Origin of the sequence: Streptomyces sp. NPDC087859 (assembly GCF_044742595.1) — a bacterium.
Lineage (GTDB): Bacteria > Actinomycetota > Actinomycetes > Streptomycetales > Streptomycetaceae > Streptomyces > Streptomyces canus_F.
In genome coordinates, this window is record NZ_JBIUUU010000009.1 from 440,755 (window position 1) to 467,009 (window position 26,255).

Annotated in this window: 19 protein-coding genes and 1 pseudogene; 8 read left to right on the forward strand and 12 right to left on the reverse strand. The window is 70.7% G+C overall.

Going from position 1 to position 26,255, the window contains the following annotated elements; all coding sequences use genetic code 11:
- Positions 1-8 precede the first annotated feature (8 nt).
- From ACIOHP_RS24395 to ACIOHP_RS24435, 9 genes are all read right to left on the reverse strand, one after another.
- Positions 9-1,418: a hypothetical protein gene (locus tag ACIOHP_RS24395; RefSeq protein ID WP_401890843.1), complete on the reverse strand. Its 1,410-nt coding sequence runs from the start codon at positions 1,416-1,418 to the stop codon at positions 9-11.
- Positions 1,419-1,684: 266 nt separating this feature from the next.
- Positions 1,685-2,650, reverse strand: coding sequence for an N-acetylglucosamine kinase (locus ACIOHP_RS24400; protein WP_401890725.1), 966 nt, complete (start codon positions 2,648-2,650; stop codon positions 1,685-1,687).
- On the reverse strand, positions 2,647-3,912 hold the full coding sequence (locus tag ACIOHP_RS24405; RefSeq protein ID WP_401890728.1) for a 6-phospho-beta-glucosidase: 1,266 nt from the start codon (positions 3,910-3,912) through the stop codon (positions 2,647-2,649). Before ACIOHP_RS24405 ends, ACIOHP_RS24400 begins: the two co-directional genes overlap by 4 nt.
- A 4-nt stretch (positions 3,913-3,916) precedes the next feature.
- Positions 3,917-4,810 carry a carbohydrate ABC transporter permease gene (locus tag ACIOHP_RS24410; protein WP_046259548.1) on the reverse strand — a complete coding sequence of 298 codons (894 nt, stop codon included), beginning with the start codon at positions 4,808-4,810 and terminating at the stop codon, positions 3,917-3,919.
- 3 nt (positions 4,811-4,813) lie between these two features.
- On the reverse strand, positions 4,814-5,755 hold the full coding sequence (locus ACIOHP_RS24415) for a carbohydrate ABC transporter permease (protein WP_401890730.1): 942 nt from the start codon (positions 5,753-5,755) through the stop codon (positions 4,814-4,816).
- 2 nt (positions 5,756-5,757) lie between these two features.
- Positions 5,758-7,092, reverse strand: coding sequence for an ABC transporter substrate-binding protein (locus ACIOHP_RS24420; RefSeq protein ID WP_401890732.1), 1,335 nt, complete (start codon positions 7,090-7,092; stop codon positions 5,758-5,760).
- A gap of 72 nt (positions 7,093-7,164) precedes the next feature.
- Entirely contained in the window at positions 7,165-8,358 is a 1,194-nt protein-coding gene (locus tag ACIOHP_RS24425) for an ROK family protein (RefSeq protein WP_401890735.1), read from the reverse strand.
- 185 nt (positions 8,359-8,543) lie between these two features.
- Positions 8,544-9,380 carry a hypothetical protein gene (locus ACIOHP_RS24430; protein WP_401890738.1) on the reverse strand — a complete coding sequence of 279 codons (837 nt, stop codon included), beginning with the start codon at positions 9,378-9,380 and terminating at the stop codon, positions 8,544-8,546.
- A 182-nt stretch (positions 9,381-9,562) separates the two neighbouring features.
- Positions 9,563-10,654 (reverse strand): mechanosensitive ion channel family protein, encoded by a 1,092-nt coding sequence (locus ACIOHP_RS24435; protein ID WP_401890845.1) that lies wholly within the window; start codon positions 10,652-10,654, stop codon positions 9,563-9,565.
- 291 nt (positions 10,655-10,945) lie between these two features.
- On the opposite strand from ACIOHP_RS24435, the gene ACIOHP_RS24440 reads away from it, so the two are divergent.
- Positions 10,946-11,482 carry an HNH endonuclease gene (locus ACIOHP_RS24440; RefSeq protein WP_020116449.1) on the forward strand — a complete coding sequence of 179 codons (537 nt, stop codon included), beginning with the start codon at positions 10,946-10,948 and terminating at the stop codon, positions 11,480-11,482.
- A gap of 86 nt (positions 11,483-11,568) precedes the next feature.
- Here the strand turns inward: ACIOHP_RS24440 and ACIOHP_RS24445 are convergent, their stop codons facing one another.
- From ACIOHP_RS24445 to ACIOHP_RS24455, 3 genes are all read right to left on the reverse strand, one after another.
- Positions 11,569-12,936, reverse strand: coding sequence for an ABC transporter permease (locus ACIOHP_RS24445; protein ID WP_401890847.1), 1,368 nt, complete (start codon positions 12,934-12,936; stop codon positions 11,569-11,571).
- A gap of 410 nt (positions 12,937-13,346) precedes the next feature.
- Positions 13,347-14,033, reverse strand: coding sequence for an ABC transporter ATP-binding protein (locus tag ACIOHP_RS24450; protein ID WP_361478513.1), 687 nt, complete (start codon positions 14,031-14,033; stop codon positions 13,347-13,349).
- Positions 14,030-14,563 (reverse strand): PadR family transcriptional regulator, encoded by a 534-nt coding sequence (locus tag ACIOHP_RS24455; RefSeq protein WP_401890743.1) that lies wholly within the window; start codon positions 14,561-14,563, stop codon positions 14,030-14,032. Before ACIOHP_RS24455 ends, ACIOHP_RS24450 begins: the two co-directional genes overlap by 4 nt.
- A gap of 652 nt (positions 14,564-15,215) precedes the next feature.
- On the opposite strand from ACIOHP_RS24455, the gene ACIOHP_RS24460 reads away from it, so the two are divergent.
- The 7 genes and pseudogenes from ACIOHP_RS24460 to ACIOHP_RS24490 all read left to right on the forward strand — a co-directional run bounded on the left by ACIOHP_RS24460 (position 15,216) and on the right by ACIOHP_RS24490 (position 26,130).
- Complete coding sequence (locus ACIOHP_RS24460; RefSeq protein WP_401890746.1) at positions 15,216-19,247, forward strand: amino acid adenylation domain-containing protein; 4,032 nt, start codon at positions 15,216-15,218, stop codon at positions 19,245-19,247.
- A gap of 61 nt (positions 19,248-19,308) precedes the next feature.
- Positions 19,309-19,917: a serine O-acetyltransferase EpsC gene (gene epsC / locus ACIOHP_RS24465; RefSeq protein WP_361538932.1), complete on the forward strand. Its 609-nt coding sequence runs from the start codon at positions 19,309-19,311 to the stop codon at positions 19,915-19,917.
- A gap of 454 nt (positions 19,918-20,371) precedes the next feature.
- Positions 20,372-20,983, forward strand: a pseudogene (locus ACIOHP_RS24470) (acetyl-CoA carboxylase biotin carboxylase subunit family protein); the annotation flags it as partial.
- A gap of 15 nt (positions 20,984-20,998) precedes the next feature.
- Positions 20,999-22,240 carry a pyridoxal-phosphate dependent enzyme gene (locus ACIOHP_RS24475; RefSeq protein ID WP_401890850.1) on the forward strand — a complete coding sequence of 414 codons (1,242 nt, stop codon included), beginning with the start codon at positions 20,999-21,001 and terminating at the stop codon, positions 22,238-22,240.
- Entirely contained in the window at positions 22,237-23,505 is a 1,269-nt protein-coding gene (locus tag ACIOHP_RS24480) for an ATP-grasp domain-containing protein (protein ID WP_401890749.1), read from the forward strand. Before ACIOHP_RS24475 ends, ACIOHP_RS24480 begins: the two co-directional genes overlap by 4 nt.
- A 64-nt stretch (positions 23,506-23,569) precedes the next feature.
- Positions 23,570-24,829, forward strand: coding sequence for an ATP-grasp domain-containing protein (locus ACIOHP_RS24485; RefSeq protein ID WP_401890751.1), 1,260 nt, complete (start codon positions 23,570-23,572; stop codon positions 24,827-24,829).
- 29 nt (positions 24,830-24,858) lie between these two features.
- A complete protein-coding gene (locus ACIOHP_RS24490) occupies positions 24,859-26,130 on the forward strand; it encodes an MFS transporter (protein WP_401890754.1) in 1,272 nt (423 codons plus the stop codon).
- The last annotated feature ends 125 nt before the right edge of the window (positions 26,131-26,255 follow it).

Sequence of the window (26,255 nt, forward strand, 5' to 3'; positions counted from 1 at the left end):
GCCCCCTCTCACCGGTACTCCGACAGCCTGCGGCCGATACCGAGGACCGCGCCGGCCGCGCCCAGGACGGCGAGCACGGCGGCGCCCACCGGGAGCCCCGTCATCGCGCCCCGGCCGTCGCCGGCCGCCTGCTCGAACTCGGCCTCCTCGTGATCGAGCGCCTTGGCGAGGTTGTCGTCGACGCTGTCGAAACACTCGCCCGTCGCGCCCTTGGCGCCGATGACCAGGTCCAGGGCCTGTTCGTAGTTGCCGAACTCGTCCTGCTCACGGGCCCCTTCGTGCCGTTCCTGCCACACCTTCATGTTGCCCTCGGCGGCCGTGACCGGCTTCTTGCCGGAGCCGTCGTCGGCGAGCTTCGCCGCCTCCGCCAGGCCCTTGCCGAGGGTCTTCATGTCGGTGTCGAAGTCGTAGTCGTAGGCGTCCACGCTCACTTCTTCGCCGTTGGCGTCCTTGACCGTCTTCGTCTCGGCGCCGCGGGCCACCAGGGTCAGGTTCTCGTTGCCGCGCGCCTTGAGAGAGGCGATGCGGGCGTCGTGCAGCACGTTGAGCGAGCGGACACCGTGGTCGTAGGAGTCGTTGAGGTCCGCGCGCGCGACGCTGTGGCCTACGACGAGCCACAGCATGACGACCGTCGCGGTGGCCGTCGCGGCCACCAGACCGTGGTTCATGAGGCGGTTGGTGCGCTGGTAGTTGCGGTGCTGGGCCCAGGCGAGCGCGGCCAGGGCGAGGACACCGAGGCCGATCGCGGCCCAGGGGTAGGGCGTCGCGTCGGCGTAGTCGGCGCGCAGCCGCTGGTTCTCCTTCTTGTACAGATCCTCGGCCGCCGGGAGCATGTCGTTCTGCATCGTCTCGTTGGCGAAGCGCAGCCAGGCGCCGCCGACGGGGAACCCCTGGCGGTTGTTGGTCCGCGCGCGCTCCACATAGCCCTTGTACTGCGGCAGCAGACGGTTGAGTTCGGAGACGGTCGCGGCGGCGGCGGAGCCGGGGTCGGAGTTCGCGGCGGCCTTGACGAGGCCGGCCGCGGCCCGGTCGATGTCCTTCTCGTAGCGGGCGCGGGACTCGGCCGACTCCTGGCCGCCCGCCAGGAAGTTGGCGGAGGCGGTGGTGTTGGCGTCGGCGAGGCTGCGGTAGATGTCGGCGGCGGCGCTGCTGAGCGGCTGGCTCTTGTTCAGGACGTCGTCGGCGGCCGCCGCGCGGTCCGTCATCTGCCAGGCGGTGACCGCGCCGAAGGCCACCACGAGGGCGGCGAGGAAGGCGCCGATGATCCGCAGCCGGCCGGGTTCGGTGGTGGCCGCGGCGCGCAGCCGGTCGACGCCCTCGGCGAACGCGGTACGACGGGGCTCCGGCGGTGGGGCGGGTGTGGGGGAGCCGCCCGGTGAGCCGTTGGAATACGTCGGTTGTGGTGGTACCGCCGGCATGGTGGGCACGCCTGGTACCGGTGGTGGTGCCGCGCTGCTTTTCGGCGGGTGTGTCACTGTTGACCTCCCCCATGGTCATCCGTCGCGGCAAGTATCGCCGCCGGGACCGACATCCGCACCGGCCTTCACTGGATCTTGATCGGATTGCAGTGCGGTGCGCGGGTTTCCGGCATTGCTCGGCGCCCCGCACCACCCCCTGCCCATTCACACGCGGGGGGAATCTGTTCGGTTCCAGGTTCGGGTTTCGAGGGCGGTGCCAGGGCGCGTCAGGCGTCGTAGTACCTCCGTACCCGGGTCTGTGCCGCCGCCGTCGCCCCCAGACCGTCCAGGCCGAGCAGGGCCGCTCCCAGCACCGGGCTCGCCGTCACCACCTGCGGTACGGCCTTGGGGGCGCGGGCGGCCAGCAGGTCCCGTATGCCGTCGTCCAGTTGGGGATGGCGTGCCGCCAGGATGCTGCCGCCCAGCAGGACCGGGGTCTCCTCCGTCAGCAGGTCCAGGCGGGTCAGGGCCACCGTGGCCATCGTCGCCACCTCCTGCGCGAGGCGCTCCACCAGGGCGCGGGCCACCGGGTCCCCGTCCGCCGCCGTGGTGAACAGGACCGGGGTCAGTTCGTGGCGGCGGGCCGGTTCGATGTGCTCCAGGTGCAGGGCCTCGATGAGGGCGAGCATGGTGTCGTGGCCGAAGTGGGACGGCAGGGTGCGGGAGAGGGCCGTCGGCTCCCCTCGGCCGTCCTCCGCCCTCGCCGCGTGCCACAGGGCCTCCTCGGCGAGTCCCCAGCCGCCGCCCCAGTCGCCGGAGATACGGCCCAGCGCCGGGAACCGGGCGGTGCGGCCGTCGGGGCGCATGCCGACGCAGTTGATGCCGGCGCCGCAGACGACCGCCACACCGCGGGGTTCGGTGACACCCGCCCGCAGGATGGCGAAGGTGTCGTTGCGGACCTCCACCGTCGTTCCCCACGCGCGCGTGTGCAGGGCCGCGGCCAACTGCTCCTCCTCGACCGGGAAGTCGGCGTTCGCCAGACAGGCCGAGACATGGTCCACCGAGGTGATCCCGGCCGCCGTGAAGGCCTCGGCCACTGGTCCGGCGAGTGCGTCCACCGCGGCCCGCACGCCCACCGCCGGTGGCCGGAAGCCCCCGCCGCGCGCGGTGGCCAGGACGGTTCCGTCGGCCGTCACGACCGCGACGTCGGTCTTGCTGTTGCCCGCGTCTATGGCGAGGACACGTGCGGTCATGCCCACGCGAGATGCTCCCGGTTGTGTGCGATCAGTCGGTCGGTGAGTTCTTCCGCGTACGCGTACTGGCCGATCAGGGGGTGGGAGAGCAGGGCGCGGAAGACACGGTCGCGGCCGCCGTGCAGGGCCGCCTCCAGGGCCAGGTCCTCGTAGGCCGTCACCGCCGCCGTCAGGCCCGCGAAGAGGGGGTCCACGGTCTGGACCGGCAGCGGGGTCGGGCCGGTCCTGCCCACCGCCGCCTGCACCTCGATCACCGCGTCGTCGGGGAGGAAGGGCAGCGTGCCGTGGTTGTAGGTGTTCACCACCTGGTACGGGCTTCCGGTGCCGGTGAGCAGACCGGCCGCCAGGTCCACCGCCGCCTCCGAGTAGAAGGCGCCGCCCCGCCGGGAGAGGAGCTCCGGCTTCTCGTCCAGCGCCGGGTCGGCGTACAGGCGGAGCAACTCCTGCTCCATCGCGGCCACTTCGGCCGCCCGGGAGGGCTTGGTCCGCAGTTCTCGTACGACCTCGTCGTGTGCGTAGAAGTAGCGCAGGTAGTACGACGGGACCACGCCCAGGCGGTCCAGGAGAGCGCGGGGCAGACGCAGATCGGTCGCGATCGCCTCGCCGTGCCCGGTCAGCAGGTCGGGCAGTACGTCCTTGCCCTCGGGGCCGCCCAGGCGTACGCCCGTCTCCCAGGTGAGGTGGTTGAGGCCCACGTGGTCGAGGAAGATCTCCCGCGGTGCCACGTCGAGCAGGGCCGCGAACTTGCGCTGGAAGCCGATGGCCACGTTGCACAGACCCACCGCCTTGTGGCCGGCCTGGAGAAGGGCCCTGGTGACGATGCCCACCGGGTTGGTGAAGTCGATGATCCAGGCGTTCGGGTTCGTACGGCGGACCCGTTCCGCGATGTCCAGGACGATCGGGACCGTGCGCAGCGCCTTGGCGAGGCCGCCCGCGCCGGTGGTCTCCTGGCCCACGCAGCCGCACTCCAGCGGCCAGGTCTCGTCCTGTTCGCGGGCCGCCTGGCCGCCGACGCGGAGCTGGAGGAGCACCGCGTCGGCGCCGTCCACGCCCGCGTCGAGGTCGGAGGTCGTCACGATCCGGCCCGGGTGGCCCTGCCGGGCGAAGATGCGGCGGGCCAGGGCGCCGACCAGCTCCAGACGGTCCGCCGAAGGGTCGACCAGGACCAGTTCCCCGATCGGGAGGGTGTCCCGCAACCGGGCGAAGCCGTCGATGAGTTCGGGTGTGTAGGTCGAGCCTCCGCCGACCACGGTGAGTTTCATGCGTTCAGCCCTTTACTCCGGTGAGCGTGACACCCTCCACGAACGCCTTCTGGGCGAAGAAGAACACGAGGATCACGGGGGCCATGACCAGTACGGTCGCGGCCATGGTCAGGTTCCAGTCGGTGTGGTGGGCGCCCTTGAAGGACTCCAGGCCGTAACTCAGCGTCCAGGCGCCCGGGTTCTCCGAGGCGTAGATCTGGGGGCCGAAGTAGTCGTTCCAGGCGTTGAAGAACTGGAAGAGGGCCACCGCGGCGATGCCCGGCTTCGCCATGGGCAGGACGACCTTCAGCAGGGTGCGCAGGTCCCCGCAGCCGTCCACCTTCGCCGCGTCCAGGTACTCGTTGGGGATCGTCATCAGGAACTGGCGCAGCAGGAAGATCGAGAAGGCGTCCCCGAAGGCCAGCGGGATGATCATCGGCCACAGGGTGCCGGAGAGGTCCAGCTGCTTCGCCCAGAACAGGTACATCGGGATGACGACCACCTGCGGCGGCAGCATCATCATCGAGATCACCAGCATCAGGGAGAGACTGCGGCCCCGGAAGCGGAACTTGGCGAGCGCGTACGCCACCGGGACCGACGACACGACCACGAGGACGGTGCCGAGCCCGGCGTACAGGAGCGTGTTCTTCCACCAGGTCAGAAAGCCCGGGGTGTCGAAGACCTTGCGGTAGTTGGCCCACTCCCAGGTGTGCGGGATCAGGTCCCGGCTCAGGGCCTGGTCGTCGCTCATGAGCGAGGTCAGGAAGACGAACACGAAGGGAAGCGTGAAGAACAGGGCCGCGGCGATCCCGAGGGAGTGGATCGCGATCCATTCCAGGAGCGCCTTGCGGCGGGCCGTGCGTTCGGCGGGGGAGGCCGGGGTCTTCAACTCCACCGGCCGGTCCAGTACTTGGGTCATGAGTCAGTCACCTGCCTGGATGAGACCGCCGCGGCGCCGCATCAGGATCGCGGTGAAGGCCATGGAGAGGGCGAAGAGGACGAGGGCCACGACACAGGCCGCGCCGTAGTCGAAGCGCTGGAAGCCCAGGTTGTAGACGAGTTGGGGGAGCGTCAGGGTCGACTTGTCCGGGTAGCCGGGCTCGAACATGGTGCCCGCGCCCTGGATCACCCCCGAGGCGACCTTTCCGGCGACCAGCGGCTGGGTGTAGCACTGCATCGCCGCGATCACCCCGGTGACCACCGCGAACATGATGATCGGCGAGATATTGGGGATGGTGACGAACCGGAACCGCTGCCACGCCGAGGCCCCGTCCAGCTCCGCCGCCTCGTACTGCTCCTTCGGTACGTCGAGCAGCGCGGCCATGAAGATGACCATCAGGTCGCCCACCCCCCACAGGAACAGCAGAGTGAGGGCCGGCTTGGACCAGCTCGGGTCGTTGAACCAGCCGGGGGCCGGGATGCCGATCTTCTCCAGGATCGAGTTGACCGGGCCCGTACCGGGGTTGAGGAGGAAGGCGAAGGCCATCGTGGCCGCGACCGGCGGGGCCAGGTAGGGCAGGTAGAAGAGGGTGCGGAAGACACCTGTGCCGGTCCTGATCTTCGTGATCAGGAGACCGATGCCGAGTCCGAAGAGGACCCGCAGGGTCACCGTGATCACCACCAGCCACAGGGTGTTGCGCAGGGCGGGCCAGAAGTAGGGGTAGTTCTCGAAGACGTAGGTCCAGTTCTTCGTTCCGCTCCAGGTCGGCGGCTTGAAGCCGTCGTAGTGCATGAAGGAGAAGTAGAGGGTCGAGATCATCGGGTACGCGAAGAAGACCGTGAAACCGATCAGCCAGGGCGACATGAAGGCGGCGGTGCGAAGCGCCGAACGGCGGCGCTTCGACCTCAACGTGTTGGTGCTCATCGCTACTTCGCCTGCGCGATGTCCGTGTCGATCTGCTTGGCCGTGGCGGCCAGACCTGCCTTGAGGTCCTTGGTCTTGCCGCTTTCGTACTCGTAGCCGAAGTTCTGGATCGTGGTGAGGTACACGCCGCCGTTGAGGGAGGCGGGGCTCGTCGTGGAGTCCGGGTTCGCCGCGATGTCCAGGAACGTCTTGAAGCGCGGGTCGTACTTCAGCTTCGGGGACTTCAGGGCGGCCAGCGTGGAGGGCACGTTGTGGATGGCGTTGGAGAAGCCCACCACCGCGTCCGTGTCCGTGGTGATGTACTTGACCAGCTCCCAGGCCGCGTTCTGCTTCTTGCTGGTCGCGGCGATGCCGGTGATCGTGCCGGTGATGTAGCCCTTGCCGTACTGGTCCGCCTGGTCGTCGGGGACGGGCAGCGGGGCGACGCCGATCTCGAAGTCGGGCTTGGCCTCCAGGGCCATGCCGAGGCGCCATTCGCCGTCGAGCTGCATCGCCACCTGGCCGGTGTGGAAGGGGTGCTTGGGGCCCCATTCGTCACCGAGCTTGGTGCGGTACTTCTCCAGCTTCTGGTAGCCGCCGAGCTCGTCGACCAGCTTCTTCTGGAGGGTGAAGGCCGAGGACACCGCCGGATCCGTGGCGACCGTCGACTTGCCGCTCTTGTCGAAGTACGTCGGGGAGAACTGGCCCATGTAGTGCTCGGTCGTGGTCTCCCAGCCGTGGTAGTTCGGCATGAAGCCGAGCTGCTTGTAGCTGTCTCCCTGAGTGATCGTCAGCTTCTTGGCGTCGGCCGCGAACTCGGACCAGGTCTTGGGCGGACCGCTGATGCCCGCCTTCTCGAACGCGGTCTTGTTGTAGTAGAGGCCGTACGCGTCACCGAGCAGGGGAGCCGTGCAGCGGTTGCCCTCGAACTGGGTGTACTCGTTCATCGCCGTCGGGAACGTCTTGGACGGGTCGATGCCGGACTTCTCGAAGAACGGGTTGAGGTCGACCAGGGCGCCGGAGGAGCAGAACTTGCCGACGGCGTTGGTGGTGAAGGAGGACATCACGTCGGGCGCCTTGGAACCGCCCGCGCGCAGCGCCTGGTTGATCTTGTCGTCCGTCATGTTGCCGACGACGTTGACGTGGATGTTGGGGTGCGCCTTCTCGAAGCCGGCGATCAGGGACTTGACCGCCTTCACCTCGGCGGGCGCGCTCCAGGCGTGCCAGAAGTTGAGGGTCGTCTCCTTCGAGGCGTCGTCGTCGGCGCCGGAGCTCGACTGGCCGGTACAGGCGGAGGTGGTGAGAAGAGCCGCGGAGGCGATCAGGGCAAAAGCCGTTATTCGGGCGCGCTTGGGCATGGCGAGGTCTCCCTGGGGCGGGGAACGGATGAGAGGGCTGGGACGAGAGGGGGGCTTACCGGGGGTGAGGGCTCAGCGCGAGGTGTCGAAGACCTCGTCGCGGGTGGCCGCCAGCGCGCTCTCCAGCGCGCCGCGCAGCACAGGGTGTTCGGGTACGTCGCCGAGGACGAGCTTGGGCCTGGCCGCGGCCAGCTCCTCCAGCTCGGACTGGACGAGGGAACGCAGCACTTCGCCGCCGGAGGCGAGCGAGGCGCCGCTCAGGACCACGAGTTCGGGGTCGAGAACGGAGACGAGGGAGGCGAGACCGGTGGCGAGGTGGGTCGCGTAGGTCTCCAACAGGCGCTGGTGGCGCGGGTCTTCGGACTCCGCCGCCCGCTGTACGAGGGCGGCGGCGACCTCGGCGTAGGGGCCGGCGGGGATGTCGTCGATGCCCAGCTCGCGGGCGAGCTTCGGGATGGCCTGCGAGCCGGCGAGTTCCTGGTAGCCGCCGCTGTTGGCCTTGGTGACCTGCCGGACCAGGGGTGCGCCGGGCACGGGCAGGAAGCCGACCTCGCCGGCGCCGCCGGTCCAGCCGCGGTGCAGCCGGCCGCCGAGGACGAGGGCCGCACCGAGGCCGCCCTCGTTCCACAGCAGCACGAAGTCCTCATGGCCGCGCGCGGCACCGAGCCGCTGCTCGGCCACGGCGACGAGGTTGACGTCGTTCTCGTACTCCACCGGCATCGGCAGCGCGGCGGCGAGTTCGTCGAGCAGGGTCGGGGTGTGCCAGCCCGGGAGGTGGGAGGCGTAGCGCAGCCGGCCGGTGTTGGGGTCGAAGGCGCCGGGGGTGCCGATGACGAGGCGGTGGACGTCGGCGCGGGCGAGCCCGGCCGCCTTCACGGCGCCGTCGAGGGCATCGGTGACCTGCTGGACGACGGGTTGCGCGGGGCGTCTGCCGGGGGTGGGCAGTTCGTACGACCCCACCGTGCGGCCGGTGATGTCGGCGACGGCGGCGAGGATTCGTTCGGGGGTGACGTCGAGTCCGGCGGCGTGTCCGGCGGCCGGATTGACCTCGTACAGCTGGGCGTTGGGGCCGGGTCGTCCCTCGGTGGTGCCGGTGGCGAGGACCAGTCCCGCGGCTTCGAGGCGGGCCAGGAGCTGGGAGGCGGTCGGCTTGGAGAGGCCGGTGAGCTTGCCGATCCGGGTGCGGGACAGCGGGCCGTGCTCCAGGAGGAGGTCCAGCGCGGCGCGGTCGTTCATGGCGCGCAGCGTGCTCGGGGTGCCGGCCATGTGTACCCCTCTCCCGGGACGGTTCCGCAGCAGACTTTACGGAAGGTAACTGTTAGGAAGGTTTCCTATCGGATGCAGGGAACATAGGTCCCGGTCGTGGGGGAGTCAAGGGGGGTAGAACAAACCGCCCCCGCAGGAAACGGAGTCGTTACCTGCGGGGGCGGTCAGGGGTGGTGCGGGGGTGACTACTGGACGTCGATGTAGTCGCCGGTGGCCTTCGCGGCGGCGGTCGTGGCGGTGCCCGCGAAGACGTAGCGGTAGTAGCCGTCCTTCGACGCCGTCACGGTCGACTTGAGGTAGCCGCCGGTCGAGGAGGTCACCGTCTTGACGGTGCTGTAGGTCTCCGAGCCCTTGGCGCGGAACTGCAGGGTGGCCTTCTGGGAGACATAGCCGCTGTAGCTGCCGGTCTCCCAGTTGGCGCGGGTCAGCTTGCCGGTGACCGTGATGGTCCTGCCCTTCTTCACCAGCTCCGGCGAGGCGTTGGCGGTGACCTTGGCGGCACGCTGGATCTTGGCGGTGCCCTTGTTGCCCCAGGCCGCGAAGCCGTACTCGAAGCTGACCTTGTCGTCCGAGTCGTCCAGGTCGGAGGCGGCCTGGCCGTAGAAGCCGCCGACCTTCCAGGTGGTGGCGTCCGCGGCCTCGAAGAGGTCGCCGTACGACGGGTCGATGACGAGGGTGTCGGAGCAGGACTCCGTCACCGTGGTGTCCGTCGTCGCCGTGGTGGTGCAGGCCGGCGAGGCGTCGCTCTCGAGCTCGTTCTCGAAGGTCGCGAGCGAGCCGCGGTAGAGCAGGACGCCCGCCGCGTTGTTCTCGTAGTCGATCGTCAGGTCGGCGGGGCGGGTCAGGGTGTACGTCACCGGGACCGTCACCGCGTTGGTGGTGCCCACGACGATCGTCTTGCCGTTGTTCACGACGACGTCCGCGAAGACGAGGTCCGGCGTGGCGGCCTGGGCGGCGGGCACGGCCAGCGCGGACAGAGCCAGGGCACCGGAGACGACGGCGCCTATGGCGAGCTTTCTCATGCTTTTCCCCACATTCAGGGCGGGCCCCTGGGCGTTGCGCTCAGAACAAGGACCCGCTGATGGCCTGAACCTAAGCGGCGGAGGGCGCTGTTGGGAATGCGGAGAAGCTGTGAACAAGATTATTTCGGGAGCCGTCACGCCGTCATCGCGATCAGGCTTTTCCGTAGGTGAGGTGTGGCGTCTTACTTCGTCACGCTCGGCGGCGCTATCGGAGTGGCCGCCTGGGCCTGCGGGGAGGAGGTGTTCGCGTAGGCCGACGGGGCCGCCATGCCCGCCGTCGGGTCGGTGTCCGCGGTGGCGTCCGTGAGGACGGCCGGGCCGCCCACGATGGGGATCTCGGCCGCGTCGAACGCCCGCTTGATGCGCCAGCGGAGTTCGCGCTCGACCGTCAGGGCCTTGCCCGGCATGGTCTTCGCCGAGACGCGGACGACCATCGAGTCCAGCAGGACGTTGTCGAGGCCCAGGACCTCGATCGGGCCCCAGAGGAGCTCGTTCCAGGGCTCGTCCTTGCTCATCCGCTCGGCGACGTCGTCGAGGGTCCCCTTCACCTTGTCCAGGTCCTCGTCCGACCGGACCGTGACGTCCACGGCGGCCGTCGCCCAGCCCTGGGAGAGGTTGCCGATGCGCTTGACCTCGCCGTTGCGGACGTACCAGATCTCGCCGTTGTCACCCCGGAGCTTCGTCACGCGCAGGCCGACCTCGATGACCTCGCCGGAGGCCACGCCCGCGTCGACGGTGTCCCCGACGCCGTACTGGTCCTCCAGGATCATGAAGACACCGGAGAGGAAGTCGGTGACCAGGTTGCGGGCGCCGAAACCGATCGCCACGCCCGCCACACCCGCGGAGGCGAGGAGCGGGGCCAGGTTGATCTCGAAGGTGCCGAGGATCATCAGGGCCGCGGTGCCCATGATGATGAAGCTCGCCACCGAGCGGAGCACCGAGCCGATCGCCTGGGAGCGCTGACGGCGCCGCTCGACGTTGACCAGGAGGCCGCCGAGGGCCGTGCCGTCGACCGCCTGGACCGTGCGGTTCATGCGATCTATGAGCTTGGTGATCGCCCGCCGCACCACCACTCTCAGCACCGCCGCGATCACCAGGATCAGCAGAACGCGCAGACCGATCGCCAGCCAGGTCGACCAGTTCTGCTCGACCCAGCTGGCGGCGTTCGTCGCGCTCTCCTGGGCGTCCTGAAGTGAGGGGACGGCGGGCGTCGACGTGTCCGAAGGGGACGGGGACGGCGACACCGCGGCCGATAGGGCGGCGGACAACGACACGGCAGGTACCTCCAGGTGCAGCGCCTGCCTCCCGGTACGGCGGTCAAAGATCGTGAAGGTCACGGAAAGGTCACCGGGCGGCAGACCCACCACACTAACGGTGCATCGTGTGTGGATCGTTGCAATGTTCGGGGGAGAGACCGTCCTCACCTGGGGATGAAGAAAGGTGTGGTCGAAAACACTCTCAGCCCGTTACCGGGAGATGGTGGCGTTTCCACCAGGCATGAGGGGACACTGACTACAGATCGTCCCGGCGCGAGCCACGCGCCGCCGACGCCCAAGGAGGCATCCGTGCCGCATGTCCTGGTCCTCAACGCGTCGTACGAGCCACTGGGCGTCGTACCGCTCCGTCGCGCGCTCGTCCTCGTCCTGGAGAACAAAGCGGTCTCCCTCGAGGAATCCGGCGCCTTCATGCACAGTGCAACCGTCACAGTCCCCGCACCAAGCGTGGTCCGGCTCAAGCGATTCGTCCGGGTTCCCTATCGGGGGCCCGTTCCTCTGACCCGCAGGGCGCTCTTCGCGCGCGACGGGGGCCGGTGCATGTACTGCGGTGGCGTCGCAACCAGCGTCGACCACGTCATCCCGCGCAGCCGCGGGGGCAAGCACGTCTGGGACAACGTGGTGGCGTCCTGCCGCCGCTGCAACCACGTGAAGGCCGACCGACACCTGTTCGAGATCGGATGGCGGCTGCGCCACAAACCCGCCCCGCCCACCGGTCTGGCCTGGCGCATCATCGGGACCGGACACAGGGACCCGCGCTGGCTGCCGTACTTGCAACCGTACGGCGCGGAGGACGCCATGGCCCGGATCGACGGCATCTCTGCCTGACGACGATCCGGGCCTTCGTGTTGCCGCGGACGGTTGCGCACCGGTCCCGGGGGTCCCCCGTGCCCCCGGGACCGGTCGTTCACCGCTCACGCGTAGCGCAGCTCCGCGGGATTGAGGGAGCGGCGCAGCAGCGGGAGCGACGTGGCGGCGGCGAGCAGACAGCAGGCGTACACCGCGAAGGGGACCAGGAGCGCGGCGTACGGCGTGACGGCGGGCCCGTCCCCGACCAGCCGGGAGTACCCGACCCCGATCGCCATGCCCCCGCCGCCGCCCAGCAGCAGTGCGGGCGCCAGCGGCAGCGCCGTCTCCAGGAGCAGCGCCCGGCCGAGCACCTGCCGCGGCACCCCGGCGGCGGTCTGCGCGGCCAGGCCCCGGCGGCGGGTGGCCAGCGACTCGGCGGTGCCGACGGCGAGGCCGGAGAGGGTGATCACGAGAGTGGCGGCGATCGCGGCGGCGACCAGGTTCACGCCCGTGGTGTAGTACGACATGCTCGCGGCGAGCTCGTCGGGCTTCCTGGAGTCCAGCTCGGCGAGCAGCACCTGGCGCACGCCCACGAAACCCGTCCCGACGACCGTCACCAGCAGCACCGCCGCATGGGTGCGGGCCGCGGCCCAAGGGTCGTCGCGCAGCCTCTCCGCCGCGATCAGCGTTGCCGCGGTCCGGGCCCGGCGGGCCAGCCACCGGCCGGTCAGCGTGGCCACCGCCCCGGCGATCCCCACCGCGGCCACGCCGACCAGGAGAAGTGCCCCCGCCACGATCAGCGGTCCGTTCGCGTACGAGCCGCCCCCGCCGGGCATACCGGAGGCCGTGCTGCGTGTCGCGGCCAGCGCCACCGCCGCCACGACCAGCACCCCGCCGGTGAACAGCGCCCAGAACTCGCGCCCGGACCCCGTCCGCACCCGGCGGACCCAGCCGAGCGGCGAGGCCACCACCCGGCGCAGCGCCAGCACACCCGCCGCAGCGCCGAGCACCGGCACACCGAGGGTGACCAGCGTGATCCCGGCCCAGGCGAGCCAGGTCGGGTGCTGCCACTGGCGCAGCAGGGCCGCGACCGAGGCGACGGTGGCGAGCAGCGAGCCGAGCAGACAGGCCAGTCCCGTCTCCAGTGCCGCGATCCGCCGCACCTGTCCGGCCGAGGCTCCTGCCAGCCGCAGCCCGGCCAGTCGCCGGTCGCGGTGCACGGCCCCGATGCGGGCGCACTGGCCGAGGAAGCCGAGGACGGGGATCAGCAGGAGCAGCAGGACCACGATGACGCCGGAGCGGGTGCCGGGGTCGTCGAGGAGACCCGCGCCCACGGACACGTCGTAGCGGCCCTGGAGCGCGGCGAGGCTCACCGCGGCCAGCGCGAACCCGGTCGCGAGCCCCGCGCCCAGCGCCGTGAGTCCGACCCGCCACCACTCGTGCCGGTCGGAACCGCGGGTGAGCAGCCAGGCGAGGCGGAGGTCGGCGCCCAGGGAGCCGTTGCCGCCGGGGCGTCGGCCCGCCTGGGTGCCTTGGGGACTCGTGCCGCCGAGCGGGGTGGTGGGGTCGGTGTGCGGGGATCGCATGGTGCCGTCTCTGGTCGGGCCGACGTGCCGGCCGGGTCGCGTGTCGCCGGGCGGGCCGCCCGGCTCGGTCCGTGCGGGTCGGGTGTCGGTGTTGCCGGTGGGGCCGCCGGGTCCGGTGCGGGTGAGCCGCGTGGTGGGGGCGGCCTGTGGAGGGTGGGTCCTGGTGTTCTCGGGGCTGCCGTCGGGTTGGGCGTCCGGGGCGGGCCGCGTGGTCCGCAGGGGTCGGGGCCTGCCGTTCTCGGGAGGTTCGACGGGCCCGGTGCCCGGATCGGTGTCCGTGGAGCTCGCGCCGTCGCTGCCGGTGTGCGGGCCGGTTGTCACACCGTCACCCCTGCTGGTGCCACGAGGCCGTCGCTCAGGCGTGCCTCGCGGTCCGCGTACGCCGCCACCTGCGCGTCGTGGGTGATGAGGAGGACCGCGGTGCCCTGCTCGCGGGCCGTGTGCACCAGGGCTGTCATGACCTGCTCGCCGGCCAGCGAGTCCAGCGCGCCGGTGGGCTCGTCGGCGAAGACCACCTTCGGCTGGGTGACCAGGGCCCGGGCCAGCGAGGTCCGCTGGGCCTGTCCGCCGCTCATCTCGCCGGGCCGCAGCCCTTCCTGCCCGCGCACCCCGAACCGCTCCAGCCACTCACCGGCCGTCTCGTGGGCGTCCCCGCGTGAGGCGCCCGCCAGCATCAGCGGCAGGGCGACATTGTCGAGCGCGGTCAGCTCGGGGATCAGCTGGCCGAACTGGAAGACCACCCCGAACTCGGTCCGGCGCAGCTCGCTCAACCGCTTCTCGGGCAGGGTGTCGAGCCGCTCACCGGCGTAGGAGACCGAGCCGCCGTCCGGGCGGACGATGCCCGCCAGGCAGTGCAGCAGCGTCGACTTCCCGCTGCCGCTGGCGCCGGTGACGGCGAGGATCTCGCCGGCCCGCAGCTCGACCGAGGCGCCGCGCAGGGCCTCGGTCCTGCCGTGCGCCTTGACGAGGTCACGGGCCGCCAGAAGCGGCACTTCGTTGCTCATGCTGTGTCGACCTCCGCGGTCAGGGTGGTCAGCCGGCCCGCCGTGGTGGTCATCCAACGGAGGTCCGCGTCGAGGTGGTTGAGGGCGTAGTCCGCCGAGAGCACGGTCGCGAGATCCGCGCCCTTGGCCGTCTTGAGCTGGGTGAGTTCACGCATCCGCGCCATATGGGCGGTGCGTTGGGCGCTGAGATAGGCCTCCGGGTCGCCGCCGGCGAGGATCGCGACGACGACCTTGGCGAAGATCTCGTTGGTCACGAAGGGCGCGGGCGGGGTGATCTCCCCGGCCCACTCGGCGAGTTCGCGCTGCCCGTCGGCGGTGGAGCGGTACATCGTGCGCTCCGGTCCGCCGTCCGAGTCGGTGCCCTCGATCTCGGCCAGTCCGTCGCGGACGAGTCGTTGAAGGGTTGTGTAGACCTGCCCGTAGGCCAGTGGGCGGGCCTGCGGGAAGCGTTCGTCGTGGCGTCGCTTGAGGTCGTAGCCATGGCTCGGCCCCGTGGCGAGCAGCCCCAGCAGGATGTGGCGGGTGCTCATGGCGATCATTATGCACTCGCTACATGTACTGAGTGAATAGTGGTCGGTTATCGGTCACGGACGACCGGTCAGCGGTGGCCGGAACCAGCCACCACCCCCGGCGGCGAGCCGTCCGAACTGCCCCCGAAGTGCCCCCATATGACGCCCGGTCGGGCACCGGGATTCAGCCAACGGCCTTGCTGTGTGACGTAATCAGGGTTTTACAACGAGGGTCGACTCGATTTAAAGTAAGCACCGATCGCATGATGATCACGGTCGACGTCAGCCAGTCGACCCATCAATCGGGGGGTATTGAAAGGTATGTTCGCGAAACCCAGTGGTATAGCACTGAGCTTCTGTTCGCGATGTGCTGGGACGGTCTGAGCGCCTAAGTGGCGCCCCGTGGTCGCAGAGAGTTTCCTCGACCGTCGGCGACCGTTCATCCCAGCTCAAGCGCTTTCTGTCTGACGTAAAGCCAGAGAACCGTCTTTCTGCCGCGCCCTGCTCGTTCTGAGACAGGGGATTTTCCCGCGCGCTGAACGACGGTGGGCTCCGGCTGCCGACACATGACATGGCTTTGCCTCACCCTTGGCATGGCCATGCCATTTCTTTGCCTTTTTCCCACGCACTTACAAAGTGACTAATTCCAGGTTCGAGGATGATGGCGAAAACCATGGGGTCCGAGGAATTGTCCCTGCCAGACATGCTGCGCGCGGTCGCGCTCACCCGACCGGACCGGACCGCCGTCTCGTGCGGGACGCAGCGCCTGACCTTCCAGCAGCTCGGTGACCGCGCCGAGGCCCTGGCCGACCATCTGTGCCGGCTCGGTGCGACGACGGACGAACCCGTCGGGATCTTCATGGATCCGTCCGTCGACCTCATGGCGAGCGTCTGGGGCGTCCTGTACTCGGGCGCTCCCTACCTGCCGCTGTCGCCGGAGTACCCGGACGAGCGCGTCCGCTACATGATCGCGGACTCCCGGACCAAGCTCATCCTCACGGACGAGTCCCTGGTCTCCCGGCTGGCAGCGCTCACTCCCGCGCACACGCGGATCGTCACCGTCGCCGGGGCGCAGGCCGCCCGGGAGGCCGTCGCCGGTCCGCCGAGGACGCCGCACGGCGACACCCTCGCGTATGTCATCTACACCTCCGGGAGCACGGGCAACCCGAAGGGCATCGGCATCGAACACCGCAGCATCGTCAGCCAGATGCGCTGGCTCGCCGGTGAACAGGGCCTGGACGAACGCCGGACGGTGCTGCAGAAGACCCCGCTGAGCTTCGACGCCGCCCAGTGGGAGATCCTCGCCCCGGCCTGCGGCAGCAGCGTGGTGATGAGCGAACGAGGCGTCTACGCCGACCCCGGCCGGCTCCTCGACCTGATCCAGACACACCGGGTGACCACGCTCCAGGGCGTGCCGACTCTCCTCCAGGCGCTCGTCGACTCCGGCCGGCTGACGCAGTGCACCTCGCTCACCCAGCTCTTCAGCGGCGGCGAGGCGCTCACCAAGAGCCTGGCGATCGAGCTGCTCGACGCGCTGCCGGACGCCGAACTGGTCAACCTCTACGGCCCGAGCGAGACCACGATCAACGCCTCGTCCCTCACCGTGGACCGCGAGACCGTCCAGCACGGACCCGACCACCTCTCCATCGGCCGGCCCGTGCACGGCATGAGTTTCCACATCCTCGACCCCGCCACCCGGCGGCCCGTCGCGCCCGGCGAGTCGGGTGAACTCCACATAGCCGGGCGGCAGCTGGCCCGCGGCTACCTCAACAACCCCGACATGACGGCCGAACGGTTCCTCCCCAACCCGTTCACCACCGACCCGGACTCCGACCGCCTCTACCGCACCGGCGACCTGACCCGCTGGAACGACGACGGCACCGTGCAGTTCCTCGGCCGCACCGACAGCCAGGTCAAACTGCGCGGCTTCCGGGTCGAGCTGGACGAGATCAAGGTGTCCATCGAGAAGCACGACTGGGTCAAGCGGGCCGCGGTCGTGGTCCGCGACGACACGCGGGTCGGCGCCAACCTCATCGCCTTCGTCGAACTCGACCCGCACCGGGCCGCGGTCATGGACCAGGGCAACCACGGCGCCCACCACCAGTCCAAGCAGAGCAAGCTCCAGCTCAAGGCCCAGCTCGCCGATCTGGGCGTCCGTCAGGAGCACGGCCTCCCGTTCGTCGAGCTGCCCGGGCGCACCGCGACGGCCGAGCAGCGGCGCACGGTGTTCGCCCGCAAGACGTACCGCTTCTACGAGGGCGGCGACGTCACCCGGCAGGACCTCCTGCGCCTGCTCGCCCCCGCGCCGGACCAGGTGGCCGCACCCCGGGACCCGGACACCCTGACCCTGACCGAACTCGGCACGCTGCTGCGCTGGTTCGGCCAGTTCACCAGCGGTGAGCGGCTGCTGTCCAAGTACGGCTACGCCTCACCCGGATCCCTCTACGCCACCCAGCTCTACCTGGAGCTGTCCGGCATCGCGGGCCTGGAGGCGGGCCACTACTACTACCACCCGGTCGAACACCGGCTCACGCTGATCGGCCCGGCCCCCGCCGGAGAGCCGCGGCTGCGGGCCCACTTCATCGGGCGCCGCTCGGCCATCGAGCCCGTCTACCGCAACAACATCCAGGAAGTCCTCCAGTTCGAAACCGGTCACATGGTCGGCCTCTTCGACCACGTCCTGCCCGCCTACGGACTGCGGATCTCCGCGCGCCCGGCGGAGCCGGCGGTCAAGGACGTCCTGCGCTGCCCGGACGAGGACTACTACCTGGCCTCGTACGAGATCCGCACGGCCGCCGCCGAGGCCGAGCCCGCCGCGGTCGAGCTGTATGTGCAGGCCCACCCCGGCCGCATCGCCGATCTCGCCGACGGCCAGTACCGCTACGACGCCGGCGAACTGGTGCGGGTGTCCGACGAGTTGGTCCGCAAACAGGACGTCATCGCCATCAACCAGGAGGTCTACGCGCGTTCGAGCTTCGGGGTCAGCATGGTCGGCGACGCGCCCGAACCGTGGCAGCGCTACGTCGACCTCGGCCGGGAACTCCAGCGCCTCCAGATGAACGGTCTCGACCTGGGGCTGATGTCCTCCGGGTACAGCTCCGAGACCGGCAACCCGCTGCCCTCGGCCCGGCGCATCGCGGACCTCGTCGGCCTCGGCCCGGACACCGCGTCCTACTTCGCCGTCGGCGGCCGCATCAGCGCCCAGCAGCGGCTCAGCGAGGGCATGAAAGAGGACTCCGTGCACATGCGGGGTCCCGCCGAGATCATCAAGGACAACCTCGCCGCCGCCCTGCCGCCGTACATGGTGCCCAACCGCGTCACCGTCCTCGACGCCTTCCCGCTCACCCCCAACGGCAAGGTCGACCACCAGGCCCTGCGCGAGCTGGACAAGGCCGCCGTCGACGACACCGAGGCACCGGTCGTCCCGCCGCGCACCCCCACCGAGGAGGCCGTCGCCGCACTGTGGGCGAAGGTGCTGAAGCAGGAGCGGGTCTCCATCCGCGACAACTTCTTCGCCTCCGGCGGCCATTCGCTGACCGCGGTCTCCCTGGTCAACCGGATCAACCGGGAGCTGGGCGCCGCCCTGCCGCTCCAGGTGCTGTTCGACGCGCCGACCATCGCCGAACTGGCCCGGCGCGTCGACCGCGAGCCCGCCACCGCGGCCTCCCGGCTGGTGCGGCTGCGCGCCGCGGACGGCGGCCGGCCGGTCTTCTGCTGGCCCGGTCTCGGCGGCTACCCGATGAGCCTGCGGCTGCTGGCCGGACGCCTCGACCTGGACCGGCCGTTCCTCGGCGTCCAGTCCTACGGCATCAACGCGGACGAGACCCCGTACGAGACGTTCGCCGAGATGGTCGCCAAGGACCTCGAACTGCTCCGGCAGGTCCAGCCGACCGGCCCCTACACCCTGTGGGGCTACTCCTTCGGGGCCCGGCTCGCCTTCGAGGCCGCCCACCGGCTGGAGCTGGCCGGCGAGCAGGTCGACGAGGTGATTCTCATCGCGCCCGGCAAACCGCCCGTGGAATTCCTCGGCGACGCGGCCGGCCGGACCTCGACCGGCTTCGACGACTCCACCTTCGTCTCCATCCTGTATTCGGTGTTCGCCGGAAACCTGGAGAAGTCGGCGGTCGAGGAATGCCTCGCCGCGACACACGACGAGGAATCCTTCATCGCCTTCGTCAGCGACCGGTTCGAGCACCTGGACCGTGAATGGGTGCGCAGGATCGTCGGCGTGGTGCGGCGAACGTTCCTCTTCGAGTACGACCCCCGAGAACTCGCCGAGCGCACCGTCGCCGCACCGGTCACCGTATTCCGGGCCACCGGCGACCAGGAATCGTTCATCGACTCCGGTGAAGCGCTTACCACCACACCCCCCGTGCTCCATCAACTCGAGGCCGACCACTACGAGTTGCTGCGCGCGAACGGAATAGACGAACTCGTCACCGCCATAAAGTCCGCACGACTCACCAGAAAGGTCACCGGAGTGCCGCACGTCAGCATCAAGCATTTCCCCAACAACCTCGAGGCCGAACAGGTCACCGCCCTGGTCGACGCGATCACCAGCGCCGTGCGGACCGCCTTCGCGGTCGACGAGGGCGCGGTCTCGATCGCCCTCGAACCGGTGGCCCAGGACGTCTGGAACGAGCGGGTGTACGTCCCGGAGATCGAGAACGGCGCCGGAAACCTGGTCAAGGCCCCCAACTACTGAGCCCGGCGCCCGAATCCGCCGGTGCCCACCCCCACCAGGACATGAACCACGGAGGACCGCGATGCGCACAGTGATCACCAGGATGAGGGAGGACCTCTCCGTGATCGTCGCGCGAGACCCGTCGATCCGCACGCGCGCGGAGGCCCTGCTGCACCCCGCGCTGCCGGCGCTGTGGACCCACCGGGTGGCCCACGTCCTGTTCACCCGCGGGCACCGCCAGAGCGCCCGGCTCCTCGCCTACCTGGCGCGCGCCTTCACCGGTGGCATCGAGATCCACCCGGGCGCGCGGCTCGGCCGGCGTGTCTTCATCGACCACGGGGCCGCCGTGGTCATCGGGGAGACCGCCGAGGTCGGCGACGACGTCACGATCTTCCACCAGGTCACGCTCGGCGCCGTCGGCTGGTGGAAGGACGGACGGCGCGAACCCGGCGCCCGCCGCCACCCCGTCGTCGGCGACCGCGTGGTCCTCGGCACCAACGCGATCGTGCTCGGCCCGGTCACCGTCGGCCACGACGCGCTGATCGGCGCCGGGGCGCTCGTCCTGGGCGATGTGCCCCCGAAGGCCCGCGTGATGGCCCCCGCCGCCGAGATCGTGTCCCGGCCCTCGGCCGCGGACCGCGAGGACGCGGACCGGCTGCTGCGCGCCCTGGCCACCTCCGGGTGCTGGTGAAGCCCAGGTCACCGGCCCCACCCCATTCGTCGCAGTACCCCGCAACGTTCACCGCATATCGACCCGACCACGTGTCGGCACGCCATCGGAGGCACAGATGATTCACGTCGGCGTACTGGAGAGCAACCTCTCCGGTTCCGGCTTCGAGGGCCTGCAGATCATCAAGGAACTCGACTGCCGGGTCACCTTCTTCACCCGCGACCTGGACCGGTACCTCGAAGTGCCGGGCGGTCCGGCCTACTTCGAGAAGTACGTCGACGAGATCGTCCACTGCGAGACGAACATCCTCGAGGAACTCCTGCCGCAGGTGCACCGGGCCGGTGCCGAGCACCCCTTCGACGCGTTCCTGACCCTGGCCGAGTACGACGTGGTCGTGGCCGCCGAGGTCGCCGTCCACCTCGGACTCCCCACCGTCAGCGTCGACGGCGTCGCCACCGCCCGCAACAAGGCGCTGATGCGCCGGCGCTGCGCCGAACTCGGCGTCGCGATACCGGCGTTCCGTACCGTGCAGACTCCCGCCGAGGCGGCGGCCGCCGCGGCCGAGATCGGGCTGCCCTGCGTGGTCAAGCCGGCCGACGAGACCAGCAGCGCCGACGTCCGGCTGGTGGAGACCGCGGAACAGGCCGCCGAGCACGTCGAGCTGATCCAGTCCCGGGTGGAGAACACCCGCGGTCAGAGCCGCTACCACGAGCTGATGGTCGAGGAGTACCTGAGCGGCCCCGAGGTCAGCGTCGAGGTCCTCGCCGACGGCGACCGGTACGAGGTCCTCGGCGTCACCGACAAGTCGGTCATCGGCCAGGGCTACTTCGTCGAACTGGCCCACACCTTCCCCTCCGGCCTGCCCGAGAAGACGGTCGGCGCCATCGGCGACCTGGCCGTGGAGGCGCTGCGCGCCTGCGGGTTCGACCTCGGCATGGCCCACGTCGAGATCAAGGTCACCGCCTCCGGCCCCAAGCTCATCGAGATCAACCCCCGGCCCGCCGGCGGCAAGATCACCTACCTGGCCGACCGCGCCCTCGGCATCAAGTCCCTGGAGCTGGTGGCCCGTCAGTACCTTGGCGAGAAGCTGCCCGCCCAGGTGGTGCCCGACAAGCCGGTCGCCGGTGCCGCCATCCGCTACCTCATCGCCCGGCCCGGCCGCGTGGTGTCGGTCTCCGGCCAGGAACGCGCCGCCGCGCTGCCCGGCGTGGAGGAGGTCGTCGTCAAGCCCAAGCCCGGCGCCGTGCTGCGCGAGCCGCGCCGCAACGGCGACCGCGCCGGCCATGTCCTCGTGATCGCCGAGACCGCCCAGCTCGCGGCACGGACCGCCGAGGCCGCCGTCGAGGAGATCGACATCCGGACCGAGCCGGTCACCGCCCGCCCGGTCGCCGACTCCCTCGTCGACCTGATCGGCCGCACCCCGCTGCTGCGGCTCCCCGTGGACCGCGTCCTGGACGGCGTCCCGGCCGAGACCGAGGTCCTGGCGAAACTGGAGCTGTTCAACCCCTGGTCCAGCAGCAAGGACCGGGCCGCGCTGTCGATGCTGCGCGGCGCCGAGGAACGCGGACTGCTCACCCCCGGCAACGGCACCGTGATCGAGGCGACCTCCGGCAACACCGGCATCTCGCTGGCCGCCCTCGCCGCCGCCCGCGGCTACCGCTGCGTCATCGTGCTGCCCGACAACGCCACCCAGGAGCGGGTGTCCATGCTCCAGTCGCTCGGCGCCGAGGTGGTGCGCACCCCGCACACCGGCGGCTACCAGGCGGCGGTCGACAAGGCCGCGGAACTCCACCACCGGACCCCCGGCTCCTGGTTCTGCTGCCAGCACGACAACCCCGACAACACCCGGGCGCACTACGAGTCGACCGGCCCGGAGATCTGGGCCGACGCCGAGGGCCGTATCGACGTCTTCGTCTGCGGGGTGGGCACCGGCGGCACCCTCAGCGGCGCGGGACGCCACCTCCTGGAGCGCAACCCCGACGTCCGGATCGTGGCCGTCGAACCGGCCGGATCGCCGCTGCTGTCCGGCGGCGAGCCCGGCACGCACACCATCCCCGGCTTCAACGGCGGCTTCATCGCACCGACCACCGAACGCGACCTCATCGACGAGGTGATCGCGGTCGCCGACGCCGACGCCCTCGACACCACCCGGCGGCTCGCCGTGCACGCCGGCCTCACCGTCGGGGTCTCCTCCGGCGCGGTCGTCCACGCCTGCGGTGTCGTGGCCGCCCGTCCCGAGAACCGGGGCAAGCGCATCGTGACCCTGCTCCCCGACACCGGTGAGCGCTACCTGAGCCTGCTCAGCCGCGTCGCCGAGGAGCGGGCGGCCGGGGGGACCCGGTGACGCCGCCCGTGGACGACCGGCCCCGCCTGCTGATGGTGATGCCGTACCGCCAGTTCGTCCGCAAGGCACAGGCCGAGGGGTTCTGGGTCGGCGCGATCTGGGACCCGCGGCTGGAGTCGCCGGAGTACCTGGACGACGTACGCGCCCTGGCGGACGTGTTCGTCACGGCCGACTTCCGGGACGAGGAGCTGCTGCGCCGCACCATCCGTGACGTGGCCAAGGAGCACCGCGCCTCGGTGATCTACCACATCGGCCGCGAGGAGACGATGGCCGCCGCCTACGAGGTGGCCGAGGAACTCCACGTCGAGGTCAACCCGGCCGACGCGGTCCGGCTCCTCACCGACAAGCACGCCATGCGGGACCTGCTCGCCGCACGCGGACTGTCCCCGGTGTCCTTCGAGGCGGTGGCGACCCGGCGCGAGGTACCGGACGCGGTCCGGCGCATCGGCCGCCCGGCCGTGGTCAAGCCGACCGCACTGGCCGGCAGCCGGGGCGTGTTCCTGTGGCAGGAGGAGGCGGATCTCGCGGTCTGGACGGCACTCGTCGAGCAGTACGGCTACGACGGTCCGTTCCTGGTCGAGGAGTATCTGCGCGGTCCCGAGTACAGCGTGGAGACACTGAGCCGGGACGGCGAGCACCGGATCGTCGGGATCACCGAGAAGGTGCTCGGCGCGCCGCCGCTCTTCGTGGAGGTGGGCCACGTCCACCCGGCGCCGCTGCCCCCGGAGCGCCGGCGGGCCGTCGAGGACCTGACGACCGAACTGCTCACCGCGTGCGGGTACCGGTTCGGACCCGCGCACACCGAGGTGATCTGGACCGAGGCCGGCCCCCGCGTCGTCGAGTCGCAGGCCCGGCTCGGAGGGGACCGGATCCCCCGCCTCGTCGAGCTGGCCACCGGCCTCGACATCGAGCAGGCGATCTTCGCCGGTCTGGCCGGCACCCCGGCCGGGCCAGCCGCGGCGACCGCGACGGCGGTCGTGCGGTTCTTCGCCTTCCCGCCCGGCCACGTCGACGAGATCCGCGGCCTCGACACGGTCGCCGGACTCGGATACGTCGACGAGCTGAACCTCAGGCCGAGTCCCGGCGACACGCTGGCGGAGGTCCGCGACTCCAAGAGCCGGCACGGCCACGTCATCGTCGCCGGCGCCACCGCCGAGCAGGCCCGGGACCGGGTCGCGGAGGTGCTCGCCGCCATCGAACTCGTCATCGACGGAACGCCCGTACGCGCGGACGGCCGGGCCGGAGCGCTCGGGACGCCCGTATGACCCTCCCCCCACCCCGCAGGAAGGCAGTGCCCATGCAGTCCGTCACCGCACTCAGGAGCTCGTCATGACCGCCCCCGCCAGCGACGCCCAGGTGGTGTTCATCGGCTTCAACCTGGCCTACCTGCACGCGATCGAGGGCCATGTCCCGAGCGGATCCGTCGTGGTGATCGAGGAACCCGACATCCTTCGCAAGCGGGACCTGGCAGGCGCCGCGACACGCTTCGACTGCGTGGACCGCGTCGTGGCGGCCAGCTACCACCAGTCGACCGAGGCCCTCGACCTGGCGGCCGAACTGACGGCCGTGCGCCCCGTGGCCGCGGTCGTCCCGGGCCTGGAGTACGCGGTGCCCGCGGCGGCCGCGCTGGCCGAGAAGCTCGGACTGCCCGGCGCGACCGAACAGGCCGCGCAGGCGCTGCGGGACAAGGTCCGGCTGCGCGAGGTCTCCGGCGCCGCCGGTGTCCGCAACCCGCGCTGGCGCGAGGTGTTCGGGCCCGAGGACATCCTCGAGTTCGCGGGCGACGGCCCGGTCGTGGTCAAGCCGGCGAACCGGCAGGCCAGCGTCGGAGTACAACTGCTGGACTCGGTCGACGCCGAGACCGCGGCGCAGGCCTGGGAGCGGACCTCCTCCGCGACCGAGCGGGTGTCGGTGCCCGACCGGGAGCTGGCGTGGCGGTACCTGGCCGAGGAACGCCTGCGGGGGCCCGAGTTCAGCGTCGAGGCGCTGGTGCGGCAGGGCGAGATCATCTTCCAGAACGTCACCGCCAAGACCGTGATCCCGGGGCCCTACCCGGTCGAGCTCGGCCATCTGCTGCCCGCTCCGCTCGACGCGGACACGCAGGCCGCGTTCACCACGGCCATGCGGGCGCTGGTCGCCGCGACCGGCTACCGGACCGGCATCCTGCACGCCGAGTGGATCCTCACCGAGTCCGGTCCGACGCTGGTCGAATGCGCCGGCCGCTGCCCCGGCGACCATCTGATCGACCTCATCGACCTGGCCTACGGCACGACGATCAGGCTGACCCTGATCGACCTGCTGGCCGGACGTCCGGTCACACTGCCCCAGGTGTCGGAGCAGACCTCGGCGATCCGGTTCCTGGCCGCCGAGCCGGGCACCGTCACGGAGGTCTCCGGCGTGGACACGGCCCGGGAACTGCCCGGCATCGAGGTCGTGGAAGTGGGCGTCGAGGCCGGCGACGAGGTCCGGCCGTGGGCGTCCTCCTGGGACCGCGCGGGCCATGTCATCGCCACCGGGCCGGACGCGGACACCACACGCCGACGCGTGCTGGACGCGGACGCGGCCGTCCGTATCGCCACCACCGGCTGAGTCCGGATCACCCCTGATTGAGGAAGCACATGTCCGACCTCTGGCAGCGCGTCCGCGGCTGGCGCGGGTCCGTCCCGGGAGGGACGGCCGGCATCCGGCTGGCCGTGCTGACGTCGATCGACGCCATCGGCACCGGCGCCTTCCTGGCCGTCTCCGTGCCCTTCATCACCCGGTCCGTCGGCCTGTCGGAGGGCCAGCTCGGACTCGGCCTGACCGTCTCCGCCGCCATCGCCCTGGCCACGGCGATCCCGATCGGAGTCCTCGCCGACCGGATCGGCCCGAAGAAGGTCCTGGTCTGGCTGAGCGTGTGGCGCTGCGCCTGGTTCGTGGCGTACCCGTTCGTCCAGAACCTGTGGCAGTTCCTCACCGTGGTCTGCCTGCTCGGCCTGGTCGACAAGGCGTCCGCGCCCATGTCACAGGCCCTGGTCGGCCAGGTGACCAAGCCCGAGGACCGGGTCAGGGCCGTCGCTATCCTGCGGTCGCTGCGCAACGTCGGCTTCACCGTCGGCGCCCTGCTCGGCGGCATCGGGCTGCTCATCGACAACCGGGCGGGCTACGCGGCGATCCTGCTGCTCAACGCCGCCTCGTTCGCCGTGCTCGCGCTGCTGGCCGCCCGGCTGCCGATCCTCAGCGCGCCGGCGAAGAGCCTGCGCCGCCGGTTCTCGGTGCGTGTGCTGCGCGATGTGCCGTTCCTGTCGTTCACGGGGATCAACGCCGTGCTCACCATGCACATGACCCTGCTGAGCATCGGCATCCCGCTGTGGATCGTCGGGCACACCGACGTACCGTCCGCGGTGATCGCCCCGCTGGTCGCCGTCAACACCGTCCTCGCGGTCGCCCTCCAGGTGCGGGCCAGCCGGGACACGGACGCCATGACCGGCGTGGCACGCGCCCTGACCCGGGCGGGGCTCTCCCTCGCGCTGTGCTGCGTGCTGCTCGTCGCGGCACCGAAGCTGCCGGTCGTCCTGGCCGTGGGCGTGCTGCTGCTGGCCATGATCGCGCTGACCGGCGGTGAGCTGTTCCAGTCCGCCGGCGGCTGGGGCGGCTCCTATCTGCTGGCGGCGCCCCAGCAGGAGGGCGTCTATCTGTCGGTCTTCTGGCTCGGCGTGGCCGTCCAGCAGATCGCGGCACCGATCCTGGTCAGCGTGGTCGTCACGACCGGCACCACGGGCTGGGTCGTCCTGGCCGCCCTGTTCGCCGGCTGCGGTCTGGCGGCGCCGATCCTGTGCCGCTGGGCGCAGAAACGCGCGGACAGCAGGCCGCAGCCGGAGCCCGAGCCGACGCCGGCCGAGGCGGTGTAGCCGCACGGATCCGGGCCCGGCGGTCGTCTTCGCCGGGCCCGGTCGTGTCGTGGCCGCAGCGGGATCGGGACGGACGCAACAGAATGTGAGGAGATGCACGTTGTAGCCATTCGTACGTCTGCCAC

Bases quoted from the DNA above. Each gene is read 5' to 3' on its own strand.
- ACIOHP_RS24430 (WP_401890738.1), bottom strand. From the start codon at position 9,380: ATGAGAAAGCTCGCCATAGGCGCCGTCGTCTCCGGTGCCCTGGCTCTG.
- ACIOHP_RS24425 (WP_401890735.1), bottom strand. From the start codon at position 8,358: ATGGCCGGCACCCCGAGCACGCTGCGCGCCATGAACGACCGCGCCGCG.
- ACIOHP_RS24400 (WP_401890725.1), bottom strand. From the start codon at position 2,650: ATGACCGCACGTGTCCTCGCCATAGACGCGGGCAACAGCAAGACCGAC.
- ACIOHP_RS24395 (WP_401890843.1), bottom strand. From the start codon at position 1,418: ATGCCGGCGGTACCACCACAACCGACGTATTCCAACGGCTCACCGGGC.
- ACIOHP_RS24450 (WP_361478513.1), bottom strand. From the start codon at position 14,033: ATGAGCAACGAAGTGCCGCTTCTGGCGGCCCGTGACCTCGTCAAGGCG.
- epsC (WP_361538932.1), top strand. From the start codon at position 19,309: ATGCGCACAGTGATCACCAGGATGAGGGAGGACCTCTCCGTGATCGTC.
- ACIOHP_RS24490 (WP_401890754.1), top strand. From the start codon at position 24,859: ATGTCCGACCTCTGGCAGCGCGTCCGCGGCTGGCGCGGGTCCGTCCCG.
- ACIOHP_RS24415 (WP_401890730.1), bottom strand. From the start codon at position 5,755: ATGAGCACCAACACGTTGAGGTCGAAGCGCCGCCGTTCGGCGCTTCGC.
- ACIOHP_RS24420 (WP_401890732.1), bottom strand. From the start codon at position 7,092: ATGCCCAAGCGCGCCCGAATAACGGCTTTTGCCCTGATCGCCTCCGCG.
- ACIOHP_RS24455 (WP_401890743.1), bottom strand. From the start codon at position 14,563: ATGAGCACCCGCCACATCCTGCTGGGGCTGCTCGCCACGGGGCCGAGC.
- ACIOHP_RS24460 (WP_401890746.1), top strand. From the start codon at position 15,216: ATGGGGTCCGAGGAATTGTCCCTGCCAGACATGCTGCGCGCGGTCGCG.
- ACIOHP_RS24405 (WP_401890728.1), bottom strand. From the start codon at position 3,912: ATGAAACTCACCGTGGTCGGCGGAGGCTCGACCTACACACCCGAACTC.
- ACIOHP_RS24410 (WP_046259548.1), bottom strand. From the start codon at position 4,810: ATGACCCAAGTACTGGACCGGCCGGTGGAGTTGAAGACCCCGGCCTCC.
- ACIOHP_RS24485 (WP_401890751.1), top strand. From the start codon at position 23,570: ATGACCGCCCCCGCCAGCGACGCCCAGGTGGTGTTCATCGGCTTCAAC.